This window comes from Kitasatospora sp. NPDC051914, from assembly GCF_040680995.1.
GTDB lineage: Bacteria > Actinomycetota > Actinomycetes > Streptomycetales > Streptomycetaceae > Kitasatospora.
Genome location: NZ_JBFAXX010000037.1, coordinates 15,017 through 28,825 on the forward strand (window position 1 = coordinate 15,017; position 13,809 = coordinate 28,825).

The 13,809-nt window shown below is 75.1% G+C and carries 16 protein-coding genes; 6 read left to right on the plus strand and 10 right to left on the minus strand.

The genetic code is table 11. The features are described 5' to 3' along the window. Positions 1 to 9 precede the first annotated feature (9 nt). On the minus strand, positions 10 to 279 hold the full coding sequence (locus AB0M03_RS23770; protein WP_363494004.1) for a hypothetical protein: 270 nt from the start codon (positions 277 to 279) through the stop codon (positions 10 to 12). A gap of 160 nt (positions 280 to 439) precedes the next feature. On the opposite strand from AB0M03_RS23770, the gene AB0M03_RS23775 reads away from it, so the two are divergent. From AB0M03_RS23775 to AB0M03_RS23785, 3 genes are all read left to right on the plus strand, one after another. Further along, positions 440 to 910, plus strand: a complete 471-nt coding sequence (locus AB0M03_RS23775; protein ID WP_363494006.1) for an N-acetyltransferase — start codon at positions 440 to 442, stop codon at positions 908 to 910. Positions 911 to 1,219: 309 nt separating this feature from the next. After that, entirely contained in the window at positions 1,220 to 2,107 is an 888-nt protein-coding gene (locus tag AB0M03_RS23780) for a hypothetical protein (protein ID WP_363494008.1), read from the plus strand. A 157-nt stretch (positions 2,108 to 2,264) separates the two neighbouring features. Then, the gene (locus AB0M03_RS23785; protein WP_363494010.1) at positions 2,265 to 3,203 is read left to right on the plus strand and encodes a C40 family peptidase; all 939 of its coding nucleotides are present in this window, start codon (positions 2,265 to 2,267) and stop codon (positions 3,201 to 3,203) included. Between the two features lie 71 nt (positions 3,204 to 3,274). Here the strand turns inward: AB0M03_RS23785 and AB0M03_RS23790 are convergent, their stop codons facing one another. Then, entirely contained in the window at positions 3,275 to 3,607 is a 333-nt protein-coding gene (locus AB0M03_RS23790; RefSeq protein WP_363494012.1) for a hypothetical protein, read from the minus strand. Between the two features lie 164 nt (positions 3,608 to 3,771). On the opposite strand from AB0M03_RS23790, the gene AB0M03_RS23795 reads away from it, so the two are divergent. Further along, entirely contained in the window at positions 3,772 to 4,194 is a 423-nt protein-coding gene (locus AB0M03_RS23795) for an STAS domain-containing protein (RefSeq protein ID WP_363494014.1), read from the plus strand. Positions 4,195 to 4,240: 46 nt separating this feature from the next. Here the strand turns inward: AB0M03_RS23795 and AB0M03_RS23800 are convergent, their stop codons facing one another. Further along, positions 4,241 to 5,200 carry a D-2-hydroxyacid dehydrogenase family protein gene (locus AB0M03_RS23800; RefSeq protein ID WP_363494141.1) on the minus strand — a complete coding sequence of 320 codons (960 nt, stop codon included), beginning with the start codon at positions 5,198 to 5,200 and terminating at the stop codon, positions 4,241 to 4,243. Positions 5,201 to 5,274: 74 nt separating this feature from the next. Continuing rightward, positions 5,275 to 6,210, minus strand: coding sequence for an NAD-dependent epimerase/dehydratase family protein (locus AB0M03_RS23805; protein ID WP_363494016.1), 936 nt, complete (start codon positions 6,208 to 6,210; stop codon positions 5,275 to 5,277). Between the two features lie 225 nt (positions 6,211 to 6,435). Here AB0M03_RS23805 and AB0M03_RS23810 point away from each other — a divergent pair, with 225 nt between their 5' ends. Next, entirely contained in the window at positions 6,436 to 7,158 is a 723-nt protein-coding gene (locus tag AB0M03_RS23810; protein ID WP_363494018.1) for a TetR/AcrR family transcriptional regulator, read from the plus strand. A 13-nt stretch (positions 7,159 to 7,171) separates the two neighbouring features. On the opposite strand, the gene AB0M03_RS23815 is transcribed toward AB0M03_RS23810, so the two are convergent. From AB0M03_RS23815 to AB0M03_RS23835, 5 genes are all read right to left on the minus strand, one after another. Beyond that, a complete protein-coding gene (locus AB0M03_RS23815) occupies positions 7,172 to 8,008 on the minus strand; it encodes a hypothetical protein (protein ID WP_363494020.1) in 837 nt (278 codons plus the stop codon). 94 nt (positions 8,009 to 8,102) lie between these two features. Beyond that, on the minus strand, positions 8,103 to 8,747 hold the full coding sequence (locus AB0M03_RS23820; RefSeq protein WP_363494022.1) for a GAP family protein: 645 nt from the start codon (positions 8,745 to 8,747) through the stop codon (positions 8,103 to 8,105). A 240-nt stretch (positions 8,748 to 8,987) separates the two neighbouring features. Next, a complete protein-coding gene (locus tag AB0M03_RS23825) occupies positions 8,988 to 10,943 on the minus strand; it encodes a S41 family peptidase (RefSeq protein ID WP_363494024.1) in 1,956 nt (651 codons plus the stop codon). Between the two features lie 178 nt (positions 10,944 to 11,121). Then, complete coding sequence (locus AB0M03_RS23830; RefSeq protein WP_363494026.1) at positions 11,122 to 12,381, minus strand: helix-turn-helix domain-containing protein; 1,260 nt, start codon at positions 12,379 to 12,381, stop codon at positions 11,122 to 11,124. Between the two features lie 69 nt (positions 12,382 to 12,450). Next, entirely contained in the window at positions 12,451 to 12,588 is a 138-nt protein-coding gene (locus tag AB0M03_RS23835) for a hypothetical protein (protein WP_363494028.1), read from the minus strand. A gap of 266 nt (positions 12,589 to 12,854) precedes the next feature. Between AB0M03_RS23835 and AB0M03_RS23840 the strand changes: the two genes are divergently transcribed. Further along, positions 12,855 to 13,337: a hypothetical protein gene (locus AB0M03_RS23840; protein ID WP_363494030.1), complete on the plus strand. Its 483-nt coding sequence runs from the start codon at positions 12,855 to 12,857 to the stop codon at positions 13,335 to 13,337. A gap of 13 nt (positions 13,338 to 13,350) precedes the next feature. Here AB0M03_RS23840 and AB0M03_RS23845 read toward each other — a convergent pair whose 3' ends face one another. Next, on the minus strand, positions 13,351 to 13,734 hold the full coding sequence (locus AB0M03_RS23845; protein ID WP_363494032.1) for a hypothetical protein: 384 nt from the start codon (positions 13,732 to 13,734) through the stop codon (positions 13,351 to 13,353). Positions 13,735 to 13,809 lie beyond the last annotated feature (75 nt).

Sequence of the window (13,809 nt, forward strand, 5' to 3'; positions counted from 1 at the left end):
GGCGCGGGCTCAGGGGGTGTCGCCGCGCCAGTCCCAGTGGCGGGTGTCGCCCTCCCTGGGCGCGTAGGTCGCGCGGCCGCCGGGGCCGCGGGAGCCGATCTCGGTGGGCAGGGCGGCGCCCTCGGCCAGCTCGGCCTCGCTCCAGCCCGTCACGTCCAGCAGCAGCCCGTCCAGCGGGCCCGCCACCAGTTCGCGGTAGGCCCGCCCCGGCCTGGGCCCGGGGTCGGGATCGTCGTAGTCGGCCCCGTAGACGCGGCCGCGCATCAGGTGCTCGTCCATACCGGCAGCATCGCAGCCTGCACCGACACTGCCGGGCATCCGCCCCGCGAGACGGCCCGGTGGCGTTCGGCCGGGCCGTCGAGCACGGTGCCGGCCGCGGCCCGGCCCTCGGCGGAAAACCGGTGGGGAGTGCGGCCGGGTGCGGGTTAGGGTGCCCGGCATGACCTGGCTACCCGAAGGCTTCGACCACCCGCTGCACGTCCCGCTGACGGTCGGCCACCACCTCCGCCCGATCGCCGAGTCCGACACCGCGCTCGACCACCCGGCCGTGATGGGTTCGCGCGAACGGCTGTGGTCGTTCTACGGCGAAACCTGGGGCTGGCCGCCCGCAACGATGACCTTCGAGCAGGACCGGGTCGACCTGGCACGGCACGCCGACGAGATGGTGCGCCACGAGTCCTTCAACTACGCGCTCTTCGACACCGCGGAGACTGCCCTGCTGGGCTGCGTGTACATCGACCCGGTGGAGGACGAGGCCTGCGTGGCCGAGGTCTCCTGGTGGGTGGTGGACGAGCAGGTCGGCTCCGCGGTCGAGAAGGCCCTGGACGTCTTCGTGCCCTCCTGGCTCGCCGACCGCTGGCCCTTCGAGCGGGTCGTCTACTCCGGCCCGCAGACCGGTCTGACCGGCTGACCGGCTGACCGGCTGACCGGCCGAACACACCGCCCGGTACGACGGCTGCCGCCGTCTCCGCCAGGCGCCGCCGCAGCCGGCCGAACACCACCCGGATGTCCCGGGCCGCCCGTACGGCGGACTCGGGAACGGCTCCGGGGGTCTCCTCCATGTTTCCCACGGTAGAACCAGTCAGGACTGTCCAGTTTTGCTGTACAGCCTGCCTGTGGAAGTGCTGCGCAGGCAGGTCTCCCGGGGTGCGGGACGGGCCGGGCGGTGCCCGAATCGGAAGTGCGGGCCCCGAACGGCCCGCGCCCGGAGGGAGAGCGCGTGGAAGGCTTCGACGCCGTCGCAGACGGGCTGTACGTGCTGCCCCCGGCCGACTTCACCCGGGCCCGCAACCAGGCCGCCGCCGACGCCCGGAAGGCCGGCGACCGGGAACTCGCGGCCCGACTCACCGCCCTGCGCCGGCCCACCCAGAGCGCCTGGGCGGTGAACCTGCTGGTGCACCGCCACCCCGACCGGGCCGACGCCCTGCTGGAACTGGGCCGCCGGCTGCGCCGAGCCCAGGCCGAACTCGCCGGGCCGGCACTGCGGGAGCTGTCGGCGGAGCGCCACCGGACGGTCGCCGAGCTCGCCACCGCGGCCCGGGAGGCCGCCGCCGAGGCCGGTGCCCGCCTCGCCGACGCACAGCTGCGCGAGGTCGAGCAGTCGCTGTGGGCGGCACTCGCGAGCGAGGAGGCCGCCGAGGCCTTCGCGGCAGGGCGGCTGACCGCGGCGCTGGAGGAGGGCAGCGGCCTGCCGTCGGAGGAGCCGCAGGCCGCTGCACCGAAGTCGGCCCGCGGACGGAAGCCGGCGGGGCGGGCCGCCACCGGGAAGGCCCAGCAGGCTTCTGCCGACCGTGCCGCCGCACAGGCCGCCGAGGAGGCACTCTCGGCCGCCGAGCGGACGGAGCGGGACGCCGAGAAGGAGGCGCAGCGCCTGGATCGGGCCGCCGAGCGTCTGGCCGCCGCCGAGCAAAGGGCCGCCGAGCGCGTCGAGCGCGCCCGCGCAGCGCTGCAGGCCACCGAGGAGGACCTGGCCGAGGCCCGCGAGACCGCCGCCGACGCCCGCCGGGACGCATCCGATGCAGCAGACCGCCTGGCGGAGGCCCGCACCGCGGCCGAACGTGCCCGAACGCAGCTCTCCGACCTCTCGGACTCCCCCTCGTCCCGCTGACGACCGATTCGGGGCACGCCTTCAGGGCGGGCCGAACAGGTCTCCCCGCGACCGCAGTTCGGGACATCCATGTGTGGCCAGAGGGTTTACGGCACAAGGTTTTTGACTGTATATCATCAACAATCTCCAGCCACCCCCAAGAGTTGAGGGCACCCCCATGGCTACGCGCGTATACCCCTGGCGCCGCAGAACCGGACCGGCCCGGCGCCGGACCCGGCCCCTCCTGCACCTCGCGGCCCTGCTGGCGCTGCTCGCCGCACTGGGCTCCTTCGCCGGCGCAGGCGAGGCCCAGGCCGCCCCGAACTGCGCGGTCCTCGCCTCCGGCGCGGCACCGCAGGCGGACGCGGCCGTACGCGCGGCCTGCGGCCTGATCGGCACCCCGTACTCCTGGGGCGGCGGCCACAGCGCCAACCCCGGCCCGTCGTACGGGTTGTGCGACCCGGCGAACGGCGCGCCGAACGACTGCCACGTCCGCGGCCTGGACTGCTCCGGCATGGTCCGGTACGCCTACTTCCTGGCCGTCGGCACCGACGTGATCAACGGCAACACCCGCACCCAGTGGGCGTCGTCCCGCGCGGTGGCGCGATTCCTGCACAGCCAGGGCACGGCACCGCTGCTCCCCGGCGACCTGGTGTTCTACGGCGGCGCACCGAGCACCATCCACCACGTGGCGATGTACCTGGGGCAGGGCTACATCGCCGAGGCGCCGTACTCGGGCGGCCGGGTGCAGGTCGCCGCGCTCGCCTCGCACGGCGACTACTACGGATCGCTGCGCCTCTACGGCCCCGGCGGCGGACAGCCCCCCACACCGAACCCGGCGCCCGGCAAGTACTGGGTGGACACCTTCGCCGCCGCGCCCGTTTACGGCTCGCCCACCGGCACCGCCCGCACCGGCACCCTCAACCAGGGCACCAACTACGTCTACTGCAAGGCCCACGGCCGCACCATCACCAACGGCACCGCCCACAACAGCTGGTGGCTGCGCACCGACCCCGACACCGGACCCGCCGGCCAATGGGTCTCCGCCTACTACCTCTCCCGCTGGGGCAACGACGAGGCCAGGGACAACAACGGCACCACCATCCCCGACTGCTGAACCGGCGGCCGGATGGCCGCCGGGCCCGACCGGTGCCCGGCGGCGGCGCGGGGTCGCTGCTGCGGGCCCGGTCAGGCCGCGGGGCGGGGCGTGTTCGGCCAGGGGGCGCCCGGTGCGGGTGCGGGCTGGAGAACGGCGGGGTCGTAGACCACCCACCCCCGGTCGGACGGTCCGCTCCCCCAGCGGACGAGGGCGACCCAGGCGGTACTGTCGCGGTGGCGGCGCCAGGCGGTGAGCTCCGCCGACCGCCAGCCGCCGCCGAGCCGGATCTGCACCCACCGCCAGCGCGGAGCCACGTCCCGGCCCGGACCGGGGCCGTTCATCAGGCCCTTCGGCGCGAAGACCACGTCCCCCGGCACCGTCGGGGGCCGCGCCGCACGCGAGAAGGGGACATCGGCGGTCACACTCCCATTCTCGAACACCCGTTCCCATCGGGCAACACCTTCCTGCCCCCCGGAGACCGTACGAGCCGGGGATCCCCGTAGGATTCCCGGCCTGCGCACGTTTCCCCGAGAGCCGGGTACACGCGCTGCGACCTGAGTAGGCACGGCAGAGGGAGGTGCACGCGATGACAGACGACCGGCCGACCGCACCACCGCGGGACCCGACGGCGCTGGAGATCGTGTGCGAGGCCGTGGGCGAGGACGGGGCCCTGTGCCGCATCACCGGCACGCTGACCGCCGACAGCCTGCACCAGGCCGGGGACGGGCTCGACATCACGCTGCGCACCGGCGCCCGGCTGCTCGTCCTCGATCTGGCCAGGATCCTGGTGTGCGACGCCTCCTGCTTCGACCACCTGCTGCGCCTCCGGGAGGACGCCGTCGCCGCCGGGGTCGAGATCCGGCTGTCCGCCGCCAGCCCCGCGGTGGAACGGGTCCTCGACGAGACGGGCCGCCGCTCCGACTTCGCGGTGTTCGAGTCGGTCGCGGACGCCCTGAACGGCTCACCGCCGGCGCCCGGATGCCCCGTCGTGCCCGGACGGCCCGGCTGACGATCCGCCGGGGCCGGCCGGGTGGCACGGGTCGCCGCAGGGCGGCTCAGCTGAGCAGGCGGACGGGTGCGCCGTCGAGGTGGGCCCGGATGTCCTCCACGGCCTGGCGGTAGTACGTCTCGTAGTTGGCGCGGGTCACGTAGCCCAGGTGCGGGGTGGCGAGCAGGCGCGGGGCCGAGCGCACGGGGTGGTCGGCGGGGAGCGGCTCGACGTCGAAGACGTCCAGGCCGGCTCCGGCGATCCGGCCCTCGTGGAGGGCGGCGAGCAGGGCGTCCTGGTCGACGATGGCGGCGCGCGAGGTGTTCACCAGGTAGGCGGTGGGCTTCATCAGGGCGAGTTCGGGAGCGCCGACCAGTCCGCGGGTGCGGTCGCCGAGGGCGAGGTGGACGGAGACGAAGTCGCTGCCCGCGAGCAGGTCCTCCTTGCTCGGGGCGAGGGCGACGCCGACCTCGGCGGCCCGCTCGGCGGTCAGGTTCCGGCTCCAGGCGGCGACCTCCATGCCGAAGGCCAGGCCGACCCGGGCGACCCGGCTGCCGATCTTGCCGAGCCCGAGCAGTCCGAGGCGGCGGCCGTGCAGGTCCGCGCCGAGGGTGCTCTGCCAGGGGCCCCCGGCGCGCAGGGCGGCGTCCTCGGCGGCGAGGCCGCGGGCAAGTCCGAGGATCAGCGCCCAGGTGAGCTCGACCGGCGGGGTGGAGAGGCTCTGGGTGCCGCAGACCGTGACGCCGCACTCGGCGGCCGCCGCGTAGTCGATGACGGAGTTGCGCATGCCGGAGGCGACGAGCAGTTGCAGCCGGGGCAGCCGCTTCAGCAGCGACGCCGGGAACGGGACGCGCTCGCGCAGCGTCACGACGATGTCGAAGTCGGCGAGCGCGGCGGCCAGCCCGTCCTCGTCGGCGATGTGCTCGCGGAAGCGGACGACCTCCACCCGGCCCTCCAGCGGGGACCAGTCCGCGACGCTCGTCGCCACGCCCTGGTAGTCGTCGAGTACGGCGCAGCGCAGGCGCATCGGGTCCCCTTCGGGTGGCGGTCGGCGGTCGGCGGTGATCATGCGCAGGGTACCCCCGGCGGCAGCGGGTGACGTCAGGAGGCGGTGCGGGCCCGGTGGGAGTCGACGACGGCGGAGAGGATCTCCTCCCAGGGGGTGGGCTTCAGGCCGAAGGCCTCCTGGGCGGCGGTGGAGTCCATGACGAAGGGCTGCCGGAGCTGGTAGACGGTCTCGCGGGTGGCGCGGAGGAGCGGGTTGACCAGGCCGAGCAGGGCGACGGCCGCGCCCGGGATCGGGGCGACCCGGACGGGCGGGATCCCGGCGGTGCGGGCGAGGTCCTCGACGACCTGGCGCTGGGTGCGCGGGGCGTTGCCGGGGACGTGCCAGGGGCGGCCCCAGGCGCGTTCGTCGCCGCCGACGGCGACCAGCAGGCGTGCTGCGTCGACGGTGTACGTCCAGCTGTGGGGGGTGTCCGGGCTGCCGAGCACCTGGATGCTGCGGCCGGCGAGCAGCCGGGGCAGGATCCGGTCGCCGAGGATGCTCCGGGCGCCGGGGCCGAGGTAGTCGGAGCCGCGGATCTCGGTGGCGCGGATGCGGCCCTCCCGGTGGAGGGCGTGCGCGTCCTGCCACATGCGGGCACGGACGCGGCCCTTGACCGAGTTGGGGGCGAGCGGGGTGGCTTCGATCATCGGGCCGTCGACCGCGCCGTAGCCGTAGAGGTTGCCGACGGTGGCGAGGACGGCGCCGGTGCGCTCGGCGGCCTGCAGCAGGGCGGCGGCGAGCGGCGGCCAGTCGGTGGCCCAGCGGTGGTAGGCGGGGTTGGCGCAGTTGTAGAGCACGGCGGCGCCGGTGGCGGCCTCGGTGAGGGCGGCGGCGTCGGTGGCGTCGAGCCGGAGGTGGCGGATGCCGGGCAGGGGCGCGGCTGCGGCACCGGACCGGGTCGCCACGGTGACGTCCTCGCCTCGCTCGGCGAGCAGTCGGGCGGTGGCCGTGCCGACGGGGCCGGCGCCGACGATCAGGTGCTTGCTCACGGTGGTCTCTCCGAACACGTGGAAGACGGGTGACGACAGGCGGTGCGGGACGCGCGGGCGGGCCGGGCCCCACTTCGGGAGAACACCGTTCTCGCCCGATGACGAGCCTGGCGGATGCCGGCAGCGCTGTCAAGAACACCGTTCTCGCTCGGATACACAGTTCTCCATCGGCATGCCCGTGCTCGGTTGTTGCCACTGTTCTCGGCTCCTGCCACCATGGGCGCCATGCCCGCCGCCCCGAAGCCGCTCACCGCCCGCGAGCGCGCCCGCATCGAGTTCACCCGGGACATCAAGGAGGCCGCCCGCCGGCAGCTCGCCGAGCACGGCCCCGACGGCCTCTCCCTGCGCGGGGTCGCCCGGGACATCGGCCTGGTCTCCGCGTCCGCGCTCTACCGGTACTTCCCCGGGCGGGACGCCCTGCTGACCGCGCTCATCACGGACAGCTACCGGTCCCTCGGCGACGCGGCCGACGCCGCCGTCGAGGCTCTGCGCGACCGGTCCACCGCCGACCGCTGGATCGGCCTCTGCCACGCCGTCCGGGACTGGGCCGTGGCGCATCCGCACGAGTACGCCCTGATCTACGGCTCCCCCGTGCCCGGCTACGCCGCCCCGGAGGACACCACCGGGCCCGGCACCCGGCTGCCCCTGCTGATCGGCGCACTGTTCACCGGGGCCGCCACGGCCGGGGCCTACCGTCCGGGCGACGCCCCCGCAGCCCCCGAGGACGCCCGGGCGGCGCTCGAACCGCTGCTGTCCCGCCTGCCGGGCGAGACCCCGGTCGACCTGGTGGTCGCCGGCCTCTCCGCCTGGACCTACCTGTGCGGGGCGGTCTCCTTCGAGGTGTTCGGCCACCGGTCGGCGATCGTCACCGACCCCCGGGCGTACTTCGACCACGAGATCCGCCGCATCGGCACCCTGCTCGGCATCCTCCCGCCGCCCGGCCGATGAGGGCGCCCAACGCCTATGCGCCGGAGCGCACGATCTCGTGCCAGGTGGCGGGCGGGCACATGCCCTGCGGCCTGGTGGTCCGGAACTGCCCGTACGGGACCTCGCGGCGCACCAGTTCCAGCCAGTGGGCCTTGCCGGACGTCCGGTCCCAGCCGTCGTTGGGGATCCGCATGTGGTCGCGCCGGTGGTCCTTCGGCTGACTGGTGATCTGCAGCACGGACGCATGGCTGTCGTGGTTCTGCAGGATCACGCAGTAGTGGCGCAGCGCCCGGCTGCGGTCCTCCCGCAGCGGGACGTGGGCGAGCCAGACCTCGCCCGGGGCCGGGCGGCGGCGGCCCGCGGCAGGCGTCGCGCGGGGCCGGACGGGAGCGGTGAAGTAACCGGTGCGCCGGCCCCACCTGCGGAGCGCGTGGAAGGCGACGGCGGCGGCGATCCCCGCGGCGACCGTGCCGAGGACGCCGATGAGCATCGCCCTGGCCGCGTCCCTGGTGGCCGCGTCGCCGAGCAACGGGTCGGCGGCGAGGCGCTCGGCGGCCATGGACGCGCCGACGACCGCGGCCGCGGCGGCCGCCCCGATCACCGCGGTGTGCGCCAGCAGCACGAGCGGCTTCGGCCTGCCCCGGCCGCCGGCCATCCAGGCGAGCAGCAGTGCGGTGAGCGCGGAGATCGCCCACAGTACGGCGAGCTGGGAGGCGTGCAGCCCCTGGTGCGGCCTCTCCGGGGAGGCGTCCATGACGGCCGGCAGCACGGTCGGCAGTGCCAGGAAGTACCCCGCGACGAACCAGCCGGGAAGGAGCAGCAGCGTCGCGCACCCGCCCCCGCCGCCCGACGGACCGTACCGCTGTGTCATGTGCCGCCCCCGGCGTCGCCGTCCTGTTCGGGGAGACGATAGCGGCGTCACCGGTGTTGCGGGGCGGCGTTGCCGGGAGAGGCCCGACGGGGCGTCAGGCGACGAGCTCGTAGATGCTCCGGCCGGCCAGCCAGAGGCCCGCCAGCAGGCAGATGGTGATGATCAGCTGCTCCTGGTGGGAGTCGAGCCAGGCCCGCAGGGCGTTCAGCCGGGCGTCGGCGGCGGCGGGGGCCCACACCGCGTACATCTCCATCACGATCAGGCCGAGGGTGGCCAGCAGGCAGTACCCGGTGAGGGCGAGCCAGGAGCCGAGGGTGGAGAGGTCGGCGTCGACCGCGATGGCCGCGCCGGCACCGACCAGCCCCCACGGCTGGAGGAGCCAGGCGAGTCCGGCGGCCGCCCAGACGGAGGCCCGGTCCACCATTGCCATCCAGCGCGGCGGGGCGTGCGGCCGCGGCGGCCTGCGGCGGCGCCGCTCGCCGTACAGCACCAGTGCCAGGCCGATGGCGAGCTTGGCGGCGATCACCCCGGTGGACGGCGCGGTGTCGCGGTCGGGGGGCGTGCCGCCGGTCAGCAGGAGGACGCAGGCGATCACCACCACCAGGTTGGCCAGCCAGGACAGCAGGAACGCCAGGCCTTTGCGGACGCCGCTTTCGGCGGAGAGCAGCAGGATGAAGGCGCTGTTGTGGATCGGTCCCAGGGTGATGGCGGTGCCGATCACGAGCAGGTCGACGACCATTGGTGCAGCCGCTCCTCGCCGGGTCGGGGCCGCCGCCGTCTCGGGGGCGGGCCGGTGGGCGGCCTCGGGCGGTGGGACGGGCGCGCCGCATGCCGACTCTGCGCGGCGCGGGGCGGGCGGTCAAGCGGGGCGCGCACGGTTGGTCCGAATGCCCCGGCGAAGCCCGGGACGTGGCGCACCGGGCCCCCGCGGAAGGTGCGCCCGCGGGGACCCGGTGGACGGCGTCTGGTCGGGGCGGGGTCAGCGGAGCCGCTCGGTGCGGCTGGCGACGAGTTCGCCGTCCACGTAGCCCTCGACGCGGGCCGAGTCGGCGGCGGCCGCGTCCGGCACCGTCACGTCGGCCTGCCCGTCGAGCAGGTCGACGGAGGCCTTCGGCCGCTGGTCGATGTAGACGTCCAGGCGGTCGATGTTGGTGGTCTTGACCTTGAGCCGCAGCGCGCCGCCGGCCGTGGCGGCGTCGGTGATGGCCACCGCGTGCGGGATCATCGCCTTGAGGAGCTCTCCGGCGCGTTCCATCAGGTCGGCGTTGCCCTCCAGGAGGTCGCGCCGGGTGATCCGGTGGAGTTCGTCGGGGGTGACGCCGAGGTCCTCCACCGGGGTGCCGGACTGCGCGCCGACGCGCAGGGTGCGGCGGATGGCCACGCGCATGCCCGCCTCCTTGGGCAGCGGCAGGTACGGCGTCTCCGGGTCGCCGGCGAGCAGGTCGGAGAGCAGGTCGTGCGTCCACACGTTGGCGCCGCCGGCGCCGGTGTTGCGGTCGACGCCGAGCACGGTGCCGATCCGGTGGTCCTGGAAGCCCGCGGTGAAGATGTCGGTCGCCGAGTAGCAGCGGGCGTTGGTGACCAGGACGACCGGCCCGAAGTAGCGCTGCCCGATGGCGTTGGCGCCGTCCTCGGGGGTGATCGGGAAGGCGCCGGAGAAGGTGGCGCCGACCTCGACCGCCTGTTCCATGGACGGCACCCAGGCGCCGAGGTCGATGTCCGGGTCGTTCCGGTGGTTGCGGCAGATCCGCAGGTTGAGCGGGGTGTTGACGAACTGGGTGGGCTCCGGGGTGATCCGGCGCGGGGTGAGCGTCTGCAGCGCGAACTCGGCGGCGAAGATGTGGCCGCCGCCGTTGTCCCGGACGTCCAGGATCAGGCCGCGGTCCGGCAGCAGGCCGAGGAGGCGGACGAACTCCTCGACGAAGGCGATCGGGTTCGGCACGCTGAAGGTGAAGATCCGCAGGTGGCCGAAGGTGCCGGAGGCGGTGGTGACCTCGCGCGCCCTGAAGACCTTGGGCATGGTGGTGGGGATCTCGCCGGCCTGCAGATCGGGTGCGGGTTCGCCGGCCTCGGCCGCCTTCTCCTGGGCGACCACCCTGGGGGCGAAGAGCAGTACCTTGGCCCGGCCCACCTCGTCCGTCTCCAGGTCGACGCCCTGGGCGGCCCCGGCGGTGCCCAGCGCGTCGGTGCCGACGAGCGGGGGCAGGTTGTCGACGATCTGCCAGTTCTCGCGCAGTTCGCGCGGGGTGCCGTCGGCGTCGAGGTAGGTGACGGTCACCCACTCCTCGAACGGGGGCAGGTGGATGCGCAGCGGGCGAAGGGTCAGCGACTGGACGCCGCGGGTGCGGCGGGCCTCGGCGTTGCTGCCGGCGAACCGGGCGGCGTGCAGGTCGACGGCGGTGGAGATCGGGATGCCGCTCCAGTGGGTGATCTCGGTGCCGGGCCCGAATCCGGGCGGGGCGAAGCCCTGGGCGACCCGGGTGACGAGGAAGCGCTCGACGGCCTTGCCGCCGCTCTGCTCGGTGAAGCTCTCGACCAGGAACGGCAGGAAGGCGATCTTGCCGTTGAAGGGGGCGGGCAGCAGGTAGTTGGTGTGCAGGTCGCGTACCGAGTGGAAGATCTCGGACATCTCCGCGTGGAAGATCCACTCGGGCGGCATGTCGGCGTCGGTCTGCCGCTCCAGGCGCCGGGCGAGCAGGCGCAGCCGCTGCACGGGGTTCACGGCGTACATGGCGGCCTTCAGCGGCAGGTGCACGTAGTTCTGTTCGAGCAGGACGAGCGCCTGGTCGACGATGCGGCGGCGCTCCTCGAGGGTCAGGGTGCCGGCGGACTCCAGGAACGGCGCCAGCGTGGTGGCGGCGGCCAGGTGGTCGCGGACGGGTGCCGCAGCCTTGGCGATGAAGTCGGGAACGGGCCGGTCCGTATTGGTGGTCATGTGGCCTCCGAAGGGTGGGACGGAGTTGGGGGCTTGCGCATCGGTTATCGGACGCACACGACCGGTGAATGAGACCTCCCGCCGGTCTTCGCCCGATCGGCGGGCGGCACGGGGCGCGAGAGTGATGCATCGTCATGTGCCCGCGCAGGGCGCACGCCGGAGTGAATCTGACGATCCGTCAGAGTTCCACGCCGAGGTGGGCGGCGGCCTCGTCGGCGGCGGTCGAGGCCCGGCCGCGGCGGGCCGCCGCGAGGACGAGCTCGGGCACCAGCGGGTGCGCGCGGACGGCCTGCGGGGCGAACCGGTCGGCGGCCAGGAGTTCGCGCAGCGCGGCGTAGTCGTCGCCGGCCCTCGCGTGCACCCGGGCACGGTCGATGCCGTGCCGGGCGCGCCGTCCGCGTGGCAGCACGGTCAGATCGACGGCGGCGATCCGCTCGAGCGCCTCGAGGTCCTCGCCGAGTTCGAGGGCGGCGTGAACGGAGTGGACGGCGGCCTCCGCCGCCGAGAACTCGGCGATCGGGGCCGGGGCGAGCAGGTCCGCGGCAGGGGGACCGAGCCGGCCGGCGGCCCCGGCGGCCCCGGCCAGGTGGTCGGCGGCCTCGGCCTGACGGCCCCGCTGGGCCTCCAGCACGGCGGCCACCGCGTGCAGCATGCCCCACAGGCTCCACAGGGCCCGGTCGGAGCCGGCCCCGCGGCCGGCCGCTGCGTCGGGGCCGGTACGGCCGAGCAGGCCGTCCAGCCGGTCCAGTCCGCCGGCCACCAGGGCGCGGGCCTCGTCGGCGGCTCCGACGGCCGCGCAGACCTCGGCCCGGAGCCAGTCGGCGGCGGTGATCTGCAGCGGGTCCCCGGTGGCGGTGGCGGCGTGCAGGGCCTCGGCGGCGGCGAGCGCAGCGAGGTCCGTGCGGCCGAGCCTGCGGGTCAGCGTCGAGGCCAGGTGCAGCGTCTCGCCGAGCAGGTACAGGACCACGGCGCGGTCGTCGCCGGAGGTGTCGGCGGCTGCGCCGCGCAGCCCGTCGAGGAGCGGCGGCAGGAGCAGGCCGAGGTCGTCGTACCGGGCGTCGCGCTGCAGCCGGCGGGCCTCGTCGACCCCGCGGCGCAGCGAGTCCGCTTCGGCGGGTCGGTCCTGCGCCGGTTCGGCCGCCGGGGGGAGGTCGACGCGGAGCAGGGCGCGCCGCAGCGCGGGGACGGTTCGGCGGGCCCGGCGCAGCTGCGGGTCGCCGTGGCTGTCGGGTGGGAGCAGCAGGTCGCCCGGGTCGGTGCCGAGGGCGTCGGCGAGCGCGTGGATCATGGTGTAGCGGTCGAGCTGCAGCCCGCCGCCCTCCAGGGATCTCAGCCACTCGCGGCTGCGGCCGACCGCCTCCGCGACCTCCTCGCGGCGCAGTCCGAACGCCTCCCGGTACCGCCCGGCGCGCTGCCCGATCGAGAGCGGAGCTGCCACTGGTTCCTCCGGGGTTCGGTGCCGCCCTCCACGGTAGGCCGTACCGGGCGGGTGCGCCCGCGGCGCGCGTCAGCCCGTGAGGGCCCTGGCGGCGGCGGCCGGGGCCTGCGCGGCGGCGGCCTCCCGGTCGGCGTTGGCCGCGCCGTGTTCGCCGCGGTCCACCACGGCCTCCACCCGGTGGTGGCGCCGGCCGTCCGTGAAGACCACGGCGGGCGAGCGGCGAACCAGTGGATCGTCCCGTTCCGCACCGCGCCAAGGAGGGTGACTGGACGTCAGGGACGGCATCCGTCCGTACTGCCGTGCGAGCGTGTGGCCCGGACGGCGCAGCGGGGGCGGCGTGCGCTCGCCCGGTCGGGGCGATTCTGCGGTGCAGGCCGCTGGCAGGCGGGCGCCGTGGGCACGCATCAGCGGCGAAGGCCGTGCCGCGGCCCGCAAGCGCCGTCTGTCGCCTGTCGTCGGGAAGGAACGGAACCGTGTCCACGAGCAGCGCCCAGGATTTCTCCCCCGGGGTCGGTGATGCCTATCGCATCGCCCGGGACTTCGTCTTCGAGGATGCCGCCCTGGGCCGGCTCCGCTACCACCTGCTGCGGCTGACCACGGCCGGCCTGGGCCACGAGGAGGTCGACGACCTGCGCGAGCTCGGCCGGCTGGCCTTCGACGGTGCCGACACCTCCGAGCTCGCGGTGCGGATCAGGGACCGGGCGGGGGCCAGCCGCCTCGCGGTGGCCTTCGTGGACGTCGTCGAACAGGGCGGCCGGGGGGACGAGCGGGGGCCGGTGCTGGTCGGCGCGGTGCTCGGGGCGTACGCGAGCCTCGGCCGGGTCGGCCGGGAGGACGCGCAGGCCGCGGCGCTGCTGGGCGCGGTCGGCGGCGCCGTCGTGGCGGCGACCAGACCCTTCGTCGACCGGCGCGTCCAGCAGGAGGGCCTGGACGCCTACCTCGGCGAGGACGACTGACGGGCCGGCGGCCCTACGCGTCGTCGGGCTCGCCGAAGGCCTGCGCCAGGGCCGCGCGGACGGCGTACTGGCCGCCGATCTTGAAGCCGTACTCGCTGCTGTCGACGATGTGGGCGCGGGCGTCGGTCAGCACCACGCGCACGGCGGCGGTCACCGTCCCGGCATGGTCGGCCAGCTCCTGGCGGACGCCGGCCTCGGTGGCGGCGAAGAACATCGGCAGGTCGTCGGGCCACTCCCAGTCGGCGAGCACGCCGTCCCGCACCTCGAAGACGACGCCCTCCGCAGCGGGCTCGAAGTCGAGCGTGACGTCGATGTACGGCCCGCACCCTCCGACGGCGCGCTTGCGGTAGCGCACGGAACGGAGCGGCTCGGTCGGGAAGCGTCTGCCGTCGGCCATGCCCGCACCCTACCGGCCGGCCGGGCCGACCGGCACTGTGGTCCAGACCTATGGACGGGCCGGGGGACGGCCGGG

What these genes read in the sequence shown, in the direction of transcription:
- AB0M03_RS23815 (WP_363494020.1), bottom strand. Translation starts at nt 8,008, where the DNA reads ATGACACAGCGGTACGGTCCGTCGGGCGGCGGGGGCGGGTGCGCGACG.
- AB0M03_RS23810 (WP_363494018.1), top strand. Translation starts at nt 6,436, where the DNA reads ATGCCCGCCGCCCCGAAGCCGCTCACCGCCCGCGAGCGCGCCCGCATC.
- AB0M03_RS23770 (WP_363494004.1), bottom strand. Translation starts at nt 279, where the DNA reads ATGGACGAGCACCTGATGCGCGGCCGCGTCTACGGGGCCGACTACGAC.
- AB0M03_RS23775 (WP_363494006.1), top strand. Translation starts at nt 440, where the DNA reads ATGACCTGGCTACCCGAAGGCTTCGACCACCCGCTGCACGTCCCGCTG.
- AB0M03_RS23825 (WP_363494024.1), bottom strand. Translation starts at nt 10,943, where the DNA reads ATGACCACCAATACGGACCGGCCCGTTCCCGACTTCATCGCCAAGGCT.
- AB0M03_RS23820 (WP_363494022.1), bottom strand. Translation starts at nt 8,747, where the DNA reads ATGGTCGTCGACCTGCTCGTGATCGGCACCGCCATCACCCTGGGACCG.
- AB0M03_RS23785 (WP_363494010.1), top strand. Translation starts at nt 2,265, where the DNA reads ATGGCTACGCGCGTATACCCCTGGCGCCGCAGAACCGGACCGGCCCGG.
- AB0M03_RS23845 (WP_363494032.1), bottom strand. Translation starts at nt 13,734, where the DNA reads ATGGCCGACGGCAGACGCTTCCCGACCGAGCCGCTCCGTTCCGTGCGC.
- AB0M03_RS23795 (WP_363494014.1), top strand. Translation starts at nt 3,772, where the DNA reads ATGACAGACGACCGGCCGACCGCACCACCGCGGGACCCGACGGCGCTG.
- AB0M03_RS23800 (WP_363494141.1), bottom strand. Translation starts at nt 5,200, where the DNA reads ATGCGCCTGCGCTGCGCCGTACTCGACGACTACCAGGGCGTGGCGACG.